The sequence below is a fragment of the Pseudomonas sp. NBRC 111140 genome, assembly GCF_001320885.1.
GTDB classification, from domain to species: domain Bacteria; phylum Pseudomonadota; class Gammaproteobacteria; order Pseudomonadales; family Pseudomonadaceae; genus Aquipseudomonas; species Aquipseudomonas putida_P.
In genome coordinates this window covers 1-12887 of sequence record NZ_BCBQ01000075.1, presented here as the reverse complement: position 1 = coordinate 12887, position 12887 = coordinate 1, and the positions used below count along the sequence as shown (strand labels likewise).

Below are 12887 nucleotides of genomic sequence, written 5' to 3'. Positions count from 1 at the left end.
AGCGCTGTTTTTATCCGTGCGTTGCCTGATAGATGCGGAAACCATCGGCCTCGTCGCGTACCTGGCAGTTGCCCAATGCCCCTTCGATCAGCGGCTGGTAGCGCAGGAAGCTGTTGGCCACCAGGCGCATTTCGCCACCTTTTCGCAGATGAACGGCTGATTTTTTCAGCAAGTTCTCCGAAGCTTGATAATTGGTGTGTACGCCGGTGTGGAACGGCGGGTTGCTCAGGATAAGGCTCAGTTCGGTGGGGGCTGCGTCAATGCCATCTCCGCTGATCACGTCGCCTTCCAGGCCGTTGGCGGCCAGCGTCAGGCGGCTGGCGGCCACGGCGAAGGCATCCACATCCAGCATGGTCACCCGGCTTTGTGGGTAACGGCGCTTGAGCGTGGCACCCAGCACCCCGGCACCACAGCCAAAGTCCAGCATGTGGCCGTCGGGTAGGCCATCGAGGTGTTTGAGCAGCAGGGCGGTACCCCGATCGAGGCGACCATGGCTGAATACACCCGGCAGGCTGACCACTTGCAGCGGGCCGTCTTCCAGGGCCAGCTCGAAGCGCTCGGCCAGGCTTTCCAGCGGTTTTGCCTGCGGTGCCTGGTCGATGGTCACTTGCCACAGTTGGCAATGGCGAGCGCTGTCCAGCTTGCGTGGCTTGCCAAAGGCCTGCAGCTGCTTGGCCGCCCCTTCGATGCCGCCGCGTTTTTCGCCGACCAGGTACAGCTCGCGGCCGGCCAGGCGCGACGCCAGGGCGTTGAGCAGGTAGGCGGCCAGCTCGCGGGACTTGGGCAGGAACAGCACGGCACTGTCGAAGGGCAGGTCGGGCGGCTCGACCGCATAGTGGCTGCGGCCGGCAAAGCGGCTGTCGAGCATGGCCTGATCGCCGGCATGCCAGGTCCAGGCCTGGGCCTGGGGCAACTGGCCGAGCAGGTCGTCGGCGGGGGCGCCAGCGATCAGCAGCGGCCCCTGGAACAGCTCTGCCTGGCGGAGCAACACTTCACTGCGCGGGTCCATGGACGACGCCTCCTGGAAAAAAGTGGCGCAGTGTAGCAGAGGCCGGCGCCGGGCTCAGCTGACCACGCGGCGTGGCTGACCAGCGAAGAAGGCCTGGGCGTTTTCGCTGAGCTGGCCAACGATGCGCTGGCGCGATTCCACCGCGCCCCAGGCGCTGTGCGGGGTGATGATCAGGCGCGGGATGTCGGGTTGGAGCAATGGGTTGCCATTGACCGGCGGCTCCACACTCAGCACGTCGGTGGCCGCGCCGCCCAGGTGGCCACTGCGCAGGGCGTCGGCCAGTGCCTGTTCGTCGATCAGGCCACCACGGGCAGTGTTGACAACCAGTGCATTGCGCTTGAGCAGGCCCAGCTCGCGAGCGCCGAGCATGTGCCGGGTATGCTCGTTCAACGGGCAGTGCAGGGTCAGCGCATCGACTTGCGGCAGCAGTTCGTCAAGCGGCAACCGGTCGGCGCGCTCCGGGCGACCGGGAATCTGCCCGCTCAGCACGCGCATGCCGAAGGCTTCGGCCAGCCGTGCCACCGCGCCGCCCAGTTCGCCGTGGCCGAGCAAGCCGAGGGTTTTGCCTTCCAGTTCGACGATGGGGAAGTCCAGCAGGCAGAACTGGTTGGCCTTGGCCCACTGGCCGTCGGCAACCGCCTGGTTGTAGTCGCACAGACGCGTCGCCAGGGCCAGCAACAGGGCGAGGGTATGCTGAGCGACTGACGGCGTGCCGTAGCCCTGGCAGTTGCACACCGTGATGCCTTGGGCGCGGGCTGCTGCCAAGTCGACATTGTTGGTGCCGGTGGCGGCCACCAGAATCAGCTTGAGCTGCGGGTTGGCGGCCAGGGTCGCGGCGTCGAGCATGACCTTGTTGCTGACCACCGCGACGGCGCCCTGCAGGCGTTGGCTTACCTGGTCCGGGCGGGTTGCATCGAACAGTTCGAGCTCATCGAACTGGCTTCGTAACGGGGAAAGGTCGAGGTCACCAAGATCCAGGGATTGGTGGTCGAGAAACACAGCGCGACGCGGGCTGGGCATCAGTAAGGCTCCGTTGGCAGGGCAGGGATGATCCATCACTCGGACAATGCCACTCATACCCCGCGTAGCCAAATCATTCCTTCGGCTGATTTAGCCGTCACATTGGCGAACTACAGTGGTTACCACATTTGTCTGGCCCGCTTTTCAGAAAAGGGATACCCATGTTGCAGACCCGCATCATCAAGCCCGCCGAGGGCGCCTACGCCTACCCACTGCTGATCAAACGCCTGCTGATGTCTGGCTGCCGCTATGAAAAGACCCGCGAAATCGTCTACCGCGACCAGTTGCGGCTCACTTATCCACAGCTCAACGAGCGCATCGCACGCCTGGCCAATGTGCTGACCGAGGCCGGGGTAAAGGCCGGTGACACCGTCGCGGTGATGGACTGGGACAGCCACCGTTACCTGGAATGCATGTTCGCTATTCCGATGATCGGCGCCGTGGTACACACCATCAACGTGCGCCTGTCGCCCGAGCAGATCCTCTACACCATGAACCACGCCGAAGACCGCGTGGTGCTGGTCAATAGCGACTTCGTCGGCTTGTACCAGGCCATCGCCGGGCAGTTGACCACCGTCGACAAGACCCTGTTGCTGACCGACGGCCCGGACAAGACCGCCGATTTGCCCGACCTGGTCGGCGAGTACGAGCAACTGCTGGCCGCCGCCAGCCCGCGCTACGACTTCCCTGACTTCGACGAGAACTCGGTGGCCACCACCTTCTACACCACCGGCACCACCGGTAACCCCAAGGGTGTGTATTTCAGTCATCGTCAGCTGGTGCTGCACACACTGGCCGAGGCCTCGGTCACCGGCAGTATCGACAGCGTGCGGCTGCTGGGCAGTAACGACGTGTACATGCCGATCACTCCGATGTTCCATGTGCATGCCTGGGGCATCCCTTACGCTGCCACCATGCTCGGGATGAAGCAGGTGTACCCTGGGCGCTACGAGCCAGACATGCTGGTCAAGCTCTGGCGCGAGGAGAAGGTCACTTTCTCCCATTGCGTGCCGACCATCCTGCAGATGCTGCTCAACTGCCCGGCTTCGCAAGGGCAGGATTTCGGCGGCTGGAAGATTATCATTGGCGGCAGCTCGCTCAACCGCTCGTTGTATCAGGCCGCTCTGGCACGTGGCATCCAGCTGACTGCTGCGTATGGCATGTCGGAAACCTGCCCGCTGATCTCCGCCGCCCACCTTAACGATGAGTTGCAGGCCGGCAGCGAGGATGAGCGTGTTACCTACCGCATCAAGGCCGGTGTGCCGGTGCCACTGGTCGAGGCAGCCATCGTCGATGGCGACGGTAACTTCCTGCCAGCAGACGGTGAGACACAAGGCGAGCTGGTGTTGCGTGCGCCGTGGCTGACCATGGGTTACTTCAAGGAACCGGAAAAGAGCGAGGAGCTGTGGCAGGGTGGCTGGCTGCACACTGGCGATGTCGCCACCCTCGACGGTATGGGTTACATCGACATCCGCGATCGCATCAAGGATGTGATCAAGACCGGTGGCGAGTGGGTCTCCTCACTCGACCTGGAAGACTTGGTCAGCCGCCACCCGGCGGTGCGCGAAGTGGCGGTGGTGGGGGTGGCCGACCCGCAATGGGGTGAGCGTCCGTTTGCCCTGCTGGTGGTGCGTGATGGCCACGCCATCGACGCCAAGTCGCTGAAGGAGCACCTCAAGCCGTTTGTCGAGCAAGGTCACATCAACAAGTGGGCGATTCCAAGCCAGATCGCCGTTGTTACTGAAATTCCCAAGACCAGCGTCGGCAAGCTCGACAAGAAACGCATCCGCCAGGACATCGTCCAATGGCAGGCCAGCAACAGCGCGTTCCTTTCCACCTTGTAATTACTTTGCGGGTCGTGTGCGTCAGAACGCGACCCGCATGCTAGAGAGGTTGGCGCCTTGCCAAATGGCAAAAATGCGCCATCCTTGAGCACTGCCAGCACGCAATCGGGACAAATAGCAGCGAGTTGGCGGCATGGAGCGCAAATCACACTTTAGAGGGATCAAGCGCCTGTGCCTTGCTGGCTATAGTCGGGGCCAGGGGATTTTCAGGAATGGGGGAGGGCAACACGCGCAAGCCGTGTCGCCGCGGGTGCAAACCTGCAAACCGGTCGCTCGGGCCGTTCTTGAAAGGACTCACTGCCATAACAATAAAGTACATGGAGTAGCGTCGATGAAATCTGCAAACCTGTTCTGGCGCCGGGCCAAGTTGCCCTTGGCCGTCAGCCTTGCTTCCACGCTCGCAAGTCCTGCTTTCGCTGTCAGCTTCAACATGGGTGAAATCGAAGGCCAGTTCGACTCGTCGCTCTCCATCGGCGCCAGCTGGTCGACGGCCAACCCCAACAAGAACCTGATCGGGGTGAACAATGGCGGTAAGGGCCTGTCGCAGACATCCGACGATGGCCACCTGAACTTCAAGAAGGGCGAAACCTTCTCCAAGATCTTCAAAGGCATCCATGACCTGGAGCTCAAGTACGGCGACACCGGCGTGTTCGTGCGTGGCAAGTACTGGTACGACTTCGAGCTGAAGGACGAAGGCCGCGAGTTCAAGGACATCAGCGACTCCAACCGCAAGGAGGGCGCCAAGTCGTCCGGCGCCGAGCTGCTCGACGCCTTCGTCTACCACAACTACTCCATCGGCGATCAGCCCGGTTCGGTGCGCTTTGGCAAGCAGGTGGTGAGCTGGGGTGAAAGTACCTTCATCGGCGGCGGCATCAACTCGATCAACCCCATCGACGTGTCGGCGTTTCGCCGCCCTGGGGCCGAGATCAAGGAAGGCCTGATCCCGGTCAACATGTTCTACATCTCCCAGAGCCTGACCGACAACCTGTCGGCTGAGGCCTTCTACCAGCTTGAATGGGACCAGACGGTCGTCGACAACTGCGGTACCTTCTTCTCGCAGCCGGACATCATTGCCGACGGCTGTACCGACAACCTGCGCGTGCTGAACAGCAGCCGTACGGTGCCGGGCGCGGCCCAGCAATTCCTTGCTACCCAGGGCGTGAACATCAACGAAGAGGGTGTGATGGTGCGCCGTGGCGCTGACCGCGACGCGCGTGACAGCGGGCAGTTCGGCGTGGCCATGCGCTACATGTTCGAGCCATTGGACACCGAATTCGGTGCCTACTTCATGAACTACCACAGCCGTGCGCCAATCTTCAGCGCCACCGGCGCCCCGGCTTCGGTGTTCTCCGGTATCGCCGGCCTGCCGGCACAGCTGCGAGCCTTGGCACCCTTGATCGTGGCGGGTAATTCGCAGTACTTCGTCGAGTACCCGGAAGATATTCGACTCTACGGCCTCAGTTTCTCCACCACCTTGCCAACCGGCACGGCATGGAGCGGTGAGATCAGCTACCGGCCCAACGCGCCGGTACAGTTGAACACCACCGATATCCTGTTTGCCGGTGTTCGTCCTCTGGGCGGCGCACTGACCAATGCTTCGCTGCTGGCGGGTACACCGGGCCAGGACCTGCACGGCTATCGCCGTAAAGAGATCACCCAGTTCCAGACCACCTTGACGCACTTCTTCGACCAAGTGATGGGCGCTAGCCGCATGACCGTGGTGGGCGAACTGGGCGTCACCCACGTCGGCGGCCTGGAGAATGCGCACGATACCCGTTATGGCCGCGACCCGGTGTTCGGCCCTGGCCCATTGCCGTCCACGGGCGGAGCGGACACCTGCCAGGCGCTCAACGCCAGCACCATCGCCGGCGCCGGTGCCGGTGCATCCACCACCAACCTGAACCGCAAATGCGAGAACGATGGCTACACCACCAGCACGTCCTGGGGTTATCGCGCCCGTGTCATCTGGGATTACAACGACGTATTCGCTGGGGTGAACCTGAAACCGAGCGTGGCCTGGTCGCATGACGTGTCCGGCTACTCGCCGGGCCCTGGCGCCAACTTCGAGGAAGGCCGCAAGGCTGTCAGCCTGGGCTTGGATGCCGAATACCAGAACACCTACACGGCAAGCCTGTCGTACACCAACTTCTTCGACGGCAAGTACAGCACCGTGGATGACCGCGACTTCGTCGCCCTCAGCTTCGGCGTGAACTTCTAAGCATTCAGATCCAGGACGACACGACATGAACAAGACCAGAAGTCTGCTGCAAGCCGGTGTGCTGGGCCTGTCCCTGCTGGCGACCAGTGTCATGGCTGCGGTATCCGCTGACGAGGCGGCCAAGCTGGGTAGCACCCTGACCCCAATGGGGGCGGAAAAGGCCGGCAATGCCGACGGCTCCATCGGCGCGTGGGAGCCGCTGTCGAAAACGGCGGGCAGCGTCGACGGCAAGGGCTTCCTGTCCGACCCGTACGGCAGTGACAAGCCGCTGTTCACCATCACGGCGCAAAACGCCGACCAGTACAAGGACAAGCTCTCGCCAGGCCAGCTGGCCATGCTCAAGCGCTACCCGGACACCTTCAAGATCCCGGTGTTCAAAACCCATCGAGGTTCAACCGTCCCGGCCGATGTGTTCGCGGCCATCAAGGAAAACGCCACCAAGACCACCCTGGTCGAGGGCGGCAACGGCCTGAACAACTTCCGCACGGCGGTACCGTTCCCGATCCCGAAAACCGGCCTGGAAGTGATCTGGAACCACATCACCCGCTACCGTGGCGGCAGTGTCAGCCGCCTGGTCACCCAAGCTACGCCGCAGCAGAACGGCTCGTTCAACCCGGTGTACTTCTCCGACCAGTTCGTCTTCCGTGACAAGATGAAGGACTACGACCCGAACAACCCAGGCAACATCCTGTTCTACTTCAAGCAGGAAGTGACCGCGCCCGCGCGCCTGGCTGGGACCGTGCTGCTGGTGCACGAAACCCTCGACCAGGTGAAGGAGCCGCGCAAGGCGTGGATCTACAACGCCGGCCAGCGTCGCGTGCGCCAGGCGCCGCAAGTGTCCTATGACGGCCCGGGTACCGCTGCCGATGGCCTGCGTACCTCCGACAACCTGGACATGTTCAACGGTGCACCTGACCGCTATGACTGGAAGCTGGAAGGCAAGAAGGAGCTGTACATCGCGTCGAACGCCTTCAAACTCGATGACCCCAAGCTGAAATATGCCGACATCATCAAGGCCGGGCACATCAACCAGGACCTGACCCGTTACGAGCTGCGCCGCGTGTGGCACGTGGTCGCAACCCTCAAACCGGGCCAGCGACACATCTATGCCAAGCGTGACTTCTACATCGATGAAGACACCTGGCAGGCTGCCGTCATCGACCAGTACGACGGCCGTGGCCAGCTGTGGCGCGTGTCCGAGGCCCACGCCCAGCCGTATTACAACGTCGAGGTGCCGTGGTACACCCTGGAAGCCATCTACGACCTGCAGTCCGGTCGTTATCTGGCCCTGGGCATGAAGAACGAAGAGAAGCGTGCCTACGACTTCGGTTTCAGTGCCAGCAAGGCCGACTTCCAACCAGCGGCGCTGCGCCAGTCGGGTATTCGCTAAGCTGAACACCACTAACTCCGTGTGATCCCCAGAACGCCCCGGCTTGCCGGGGCGTTTCTATTTTTCTGTTCTGGCCTCTACGCGGTCTTGCCCGCGAAGAGGCCAGAACAGGCAATAAATCTGCTGAATACCCACCCACACCCCCGCTACGGCCTCTGTCCATCAGCCATGTTGCTTTTTGTCGCAGTCTTTTCCGTGGCAATTGCGCCCATCATCTTCAAATGCGCCGCGTTACCCGCTAGTCTCGCAAACATCCATACCGCCGTAGTCTTCCAACCAGAACGAGCCGGCCATGACAGATCTGTCCCGTACGCATGGATTCGCGAGTCAGGCCCTGGGCCTGCTGGACGGGCGTTTCTTCCGGCCTCCGTTGCCGGACGGCCATGTGCCGCGCCAGCGTCTGTGTCAGCGTCTGCACGCCGGCCTGGGCGGGCGGCTGCTGCTGGTCAATGCCCCGGCAGGTTTCGGCAAAAGCTCCCTGGCCATCGAATTTTCCGAAGCGCTGCCCGAACACTGGCGCAGCTTGTGGCTAGGCCTGAGCCAGCGCGACGCCGACCCTGGCCGCTTCCTTGAACGCCTGCTCGAAGGCCTGCAGCAGTACTGCCCAGCACTGGGCGGCCAGGCCATGGGGCTGCTGAAAATGCGCCAGCGCCACCAGCCGTTCGCCTTCGAAGAGTGGCTCGACGGCCTGCTCGACGAGCTGGCGCTGTACCTGCAAGCCGATACGCCGCTGCTGCTGGTGCTGGACGACTATCACCTGGCCCAGGGGCCGGTGCTTGACCGCTGCCTGCAGTTCTTCCTCAATCACCTGCCCCCCGGCCTTGTGTTGCTGGTTACCAGCCGCCAGCGGCCAGACTGGCACCTGGCGCGCCTGCGCCTGTCACGGCAGCTGGTCGAGCTCAACGAGCAGGACCTGCGCCTCACCGCGGATGAGGCGCTGGCAGTGATTGGCCGCCAGCCCACGGGCCTGCGCGGTCAGGCCCTGGACAACCTTATTCAGCGCAGCGACGGCTGGGTGGCCGGGTTGCGCTTCTGGCAGCTGGCGGCCAGCGACAGCGCTGACGAGCAAGCCTTGCCCCAGGCGCTGCATGGCGGCGAGGGCCTGATCCGCGACTACTTGCTCGAAGAAGTCATCGACATGTTGCCCGTGGACGTGCAGGCCTTCTTGTACGAAACCGCCTGCCAGGAGCGTTTCTGCGCCCCGCTATGTGATGCGCTGCGGGGCCGCCACGACAGTGCCGCGATCCTGCGCTTCCTGCAGGCGCATCAGGTGTTCCTGGTGCCGCTGGACGAGCATGGCCACTGGTTCCGCTATCACCACTTGTTCTCCGACCTGTTGCGCAGCCGCCAGGCCAGCGAGCCGCTAGCTGGCCTGCACATACGGGCCTGCCGTTGGTTCGAAACCCAGGGCCTGCTGGACGAAGCTGTGGAGCAGGCCTTGCGTGCCGGCCACCTGGATGTCGCCGCAGACCTGGTGCAGAGCCTGTCCGAGGAGCAACTGCTGGCCGAACAGAACGTCGGTATGTTGCTGCGCTGGAAGATGGACCTGCCCGACAGCCTGCTGATCAGCACGCCACGGTTGATCGTGCTGTACAGCTGGGCGTTGGGCCTGGCTTGCCAGCTGGACGCAGCCGAGGAACTGGCCGGCTACCTCAGCCGTTTTCTACCCGCGCCTTCGGCAACCGCGCAAAAGTCGATGCTGGCCCAGTGGCTGGCGCTGAGTGGGGTCATTGCCCGTGGCCGTGGCGACCGCGAACGCACCCTGGCCTATTGCGGCGAGGCGCTACAGAGCCTGCCGAGCAAGCGTTATGGCCAACGCCTGGTGTGTTTGTCGACGCTGTCCAACCTGGCCATTGCCGATGGCGACTTCTGGCGGGCCCGAGGCTGGAACCGCGAAGCCCTGGAGCTGGCCCAACGGGTCGGCAACCCGTTGTTCGAGGCCCTGGCCCATTACGACCGGGCGCGAGTGCTGCACGCCCGTGGCGAGGTGCTGCGCGCACTGGACGAAGTGCGCCAGGGCCTGCAACGCCTGCAGGGGCTTTCGGCGCAGCGGCTGTATGCCGTGCGTGCGCGCCTGACGCTTTACGAAGGCTACCTGCTGGTCTCACGCCTGCAGCCGGCCCAGGGCCGAGCACGCTTGCGTGCAGGGCTGGGCGAGGCGCGGGCGTGCCGAGACATCAGTGTGCTCATCGGTCATTGCGTGATTGCCACGCTCGATGGCCGGGAAGGGCACTTTGCCGAAGCCTTTGCCGAATTGGCCGAGGCCGAGCGCCTGATGCATATCTGGGACGTGCCCCCGGTCTATTACCTGGCCATGATTACCCTGGTCAAATGCGAACTGTGGCTGGCCCAGGGGCGAACCGACCTGGCCGAGTCCTGGCTGCTGCGTCTGGGCCAGACCTACGGTGGCGAGCAACCGGCAGCAGCACCGGAGTTCCACCCGCTGCTGCCGTTGCATATTGCGTTGCAGCAGGCTTTGCTCGAGCGCATCCAGTTGCGTGGCGAGGATGCCGTGCAACGCCTGGCAAGCCTGGTAGCGCGTGGCCAGGCCAGTGGCGGCATGATGCTCACCGTCAGTGCTCTTTGCCAATGGCTTTCCCAACTGCTGGACGAAGGCAGGGAAGGGCAGGCCGCGCAGTTGCTGCCAGGTTTGCTGGAGGCAGCCCATGGCGGTGTGCTGCAACCGTTCCAGCCAATTCTGGAAAAGCACCCGCAATGGCTTCATGAGCAACTGCAGCCAGCGGCCGCTTGCCCGGTTCAAGCCGAACTGCTCAAGCACCTGCCGCCAGTGCCCTCCGCCAGCACAGGCACCGGCGAGGCGCTGAGCGGCCGCGAACTGGCCGTGCTCGAACTGATTGCCCAGGGCTGTTCCAACCAGCAGATCAGCGAGCGGCTTTTCATTTCCTTGCACACCGTGAAGACCCACGCCAGCCACATCAACAGCAAGTTGGGGGTTGAGCGACGCACCCAGGCGGTGGCAAAGGCAAAAACGCTGGGGTTGCTGGCGTGATACTGGCTCTGCAGGTCATTGCTCGTTAAAGTGATGGCATGAGGCCATGGTTTGTGGCCGGTAATGCTCTACCCTCATCTTTCCCGACCGGCTGCCGATACAGCGATCGGTGGCATCGCCTCGCGCGATTTTTCAATCATTCCAAGGCAGGTCGTGTTGATGCTGCAGTACGGGCAAAAGAGCTTTCTGATCGTCGACGATTTTACCGACTTTCGCACGTCGACCCGTTCCATGTTGCGTGAGTTGGGCGTGCGCGACGTGGACACCGCTGACAGCGGCGAGCAGGCGCTGCGCATGTGCGCGCAGAAGCGCTATGACTTCATCCTGCAGGACTTCCATCTGGGTGACGGCAAGAAGAACGGCCAACAGGTGCTCGAAGACCTGATCATCGACAAGCACATCAGCCATGAGTGCGTGTTCATCATGGTCACTGCCGAGAGTAGCCAGGCCATCGTGCTCAGCGCCATCGAGCACGAGCCCGATGCTTACCTGACCAAACCCTTCAACCGGGTTGGCCTGGCGCAGCGCGTCGAGAAACTGTTCCAGCGCAAGACGCTGCTCAAACCGATCCTGCAGGCGCTGGACCGCAATCGCCCGGCTGAAGTGCTGGCCGCTTGTGCCGAGTTGTGCAAGAAGGACCCGCGCCTGGCACCGCTGTGCTTGCGCTACAGGGCCGATGCCCTGCGCAACCTCAACCGTTTTGAGGAACTTGAAAAGTTCCTCAAGGCCATCCTGGCCAGCCGCCCGCAGCCGTGGGTGTACGCCGCGTTGGGCGCACTGATGCACAAGCGTGGCCAGAACGCCCAGGCCCAAGGTGTCTACGAGCAGGCGCTCAAGGCGTTCCCGATCATGCCAGGCCTTTACGATGGCATGGCCGAGGTGCTGGTGGCTCAGGGTGATACCCGACGCGCGCAGAACCTGCTTGAAGAAGCCGTACGTTTATCGCCTCTGTCTGTGCGTCGGCAATCGACGCTGGGCAAGCTGGCGCTGGAAAACGAAGACTTCGAGAGTGCATCGAAGGCGTTCCGCCATGCGGTGAATCAGGGCCAGAGCTCGCGCTACAAGGATGCCGAAAACAACCTCGGCCTGGTGCAGGCGCTGATGAGCAAGAACGCAGGCTTCGGCCTGGATGCCCGTACCCGTGTCGAAATCAACACCACGCTCAGCGAAGTGGCCAAGGAAAACCCCGAGGACCAGGGCTTGCAAGTGCGTGCGCGGATGATGAAGGCTGCCAGCCTGCAGCAGGCGGGCGACCCGGAAACAGCCGGCAAGCTGACCGAACAGGCGATCCAGCGCCTGGACAAGATGAACCAGTTCTTCTCGGTCGATTCGGCCCTGACCGTTGCTGCGCAGTTGCAGGCAATGGGGCAGGAAGCCGCCGCCATCGGCGTGCTGAAGAGCTGTGTGGAAAGTTATGGCGATGACCCGAAGGTCATGGAAAAAGTGGGCAAGCTGACGGACGACCCCAGCGTGCTCAACGCCATTACCGAAGCGGTCACCCTCAATCGCCAGGGTGTACGCAGTTACCAGGGAGGGCAGCTTGGCGAGGCGTTGCAACTGTTCCGCAAAGCGCTGGGTATGCAGCCGAAGAACATCAGCATCGCCCTCAACACCGCCCAGGCGCTGCTGCGCATCGGCGGTGACAACCCTCAGCCCGCGATCATGCAGGAATGCCAGGACGCCTTGACCAGCGTCGCCGGTATCCCTGCCAGCGACAATCGCTATGACCGTTACCGCAAACTGCACATCCGAGTGTTCGGCGCATGAATCAAGACAATCAGGGGCTGGATTTTTCCACGGTGATCGCCTCCACCGTGCACGACCTCAAAAGCTCTCTGTCAGCGCTGATCCAGTCCCATAGCCAGTGGGTGGAGCGCTTGCCCGAAGAGCTGCGCGGTGGTGCCGAGCAGGGGATCATGGAGCACGAGTTTCGCCACCTCAACGGCATGCTGGTACAGCTGCTTGGGCTGTACAAACTGGGCATCAACCAGTTGCCGGTGTGCCCGGACTACCACGAACTGGATGATTTCATTGAAGCGCAGTTGGCGGCGCACCAGGAAGTGCTCAAGCACAACGACATCCTCGCCACCTGGCGCATCGACACCGACAACCCGCTTGGCTTCTTCGACCGTGAGCTGGTGGCCTCGGTAATCGCCAACGTCATCACCAACGCCACCCGCTTTGCCGGGCACGCCTTGCTGATTACCATCGAAGAGGCCGACAACCAGTTGGCTATCTGCGTCAACGATGACGGCCCGGGTTATCCCAAGCACATGCTCGAGCGCCAGGAGGAGTACATCCAGGGCATCGACTCGACCAGCGGCAGCACCGGCCTTGGCCTGTACTTCGCGGCGCGGATCGCGGCACTGCATGAAAGCGGCGGGGTGCGCGGGCGG

General features: G+C 62.9%; 8 protein-coding genes. 6 read left to right on the top strand and 2 right to left on the bottom strand.

The window, feature by feature from the left end; all coding sequences use genetic code 11:
* Window positions 1-10: 10 nt before the first annotated feature.
* Both APH42_RS21165 and APH42_RS21160 read right to left on the bottom strand, forming a co-directional pair.
* Window positions 11-1009 carry a class I SAM-dependent methyltransferase gene (locus tag APH42_RS21165; protein WP_012270513.1) on the bottom strand — a complete coding sequence of 333 codons (999 nt, stop codon included), beginning with the start codon at window positions 1007-1009 and terminating at the stop codon, window positions 11-13.
* 54 nt (window positions 1010-1063) lie between these two features.
* Window positions 1064-2029, bottom strand: a complete 966-nt coding sequence (locus APH42_RS21160; RefSeq protein ID WP_060494158.1) for a 2-hydroxyacid dehydrogenase — start codon at window positions 2027-2029, stop codon at window positions 1064-1066.
* A 161-nt stretch (window positions 2030-2190) separates the two neighbouring features.
* On the opposite strand from APH42_RS21160, the gene APH42_RS21155 reads away from it, so the two are divergent.
* The 6 genes from APH42_RS21155 to APH42_RS21130 all read left to right on the top strand — a co-directional run.
* Entirely contained in the window at window positions 2191-3873 is a 1683-nt protein-coding gene (locus APH42_RS21155; protein ID WP_012270515.1) for a fatty acid--CoA ligase, read from the top strand.
* A 331-nt stretch (window positions 3874-4204) separates the two neighbouring features.
* Entirely contained in the window at window positions 4205-6091 is a 1887-nt protein-coding gene (locus APH42_RS21150; protein WP_012270516.1) for a DUF1302 domain-containing protein, read from the top strand.
* Window positions 6092-6116: 25 nt separating this feature from the next.
* Window positions 6117-7481 (top strand): DUF1329 domain-containing protein, encoded by a 1365-nt coding sequence (locus tag APH42_RS21145; RefSeq protein ID WP_012270517.1) that lies wholly within the window; start codon window positions 6117-6119, stop codon window positions 7479-7481.
* A 292-nt stretch (window positions 7482-7773) separates the two neighbouring features.
* Window positions 7774-10491, top strand: coding sequence for a LuxR C-terminal-related transcriptional regulator (locus APH42_RS21140; protein ID WP_060494157.1), 2718 nt, complete (start codon window positions 7774-7776; stop codon window positions 10489-10491).
* 159 nt (window positions 10492-10650) lie between these two features.
* Window positions 10651-12258 (top strand): tetratricopeptide repeat-containing response regulator, encoded by a 1608-nt coding sequence (locus APH42_RS21135; protein WP_012270519.1) that lies wholly within the window; start codon window positions 10651-10653, stop codon window positions 12256-12258.
* Window positions 12255-12887: sensor histidine kinase KdpD (locus tag APH42_RS21130; RefSeq protein ID WP_060494156.1), on the top strand; the 633-nt coding region annotated here is incomplete at its 3' end. The genes APH42_RS21135 and APH42_RS21130, both read left to right, overlap by 4 nt.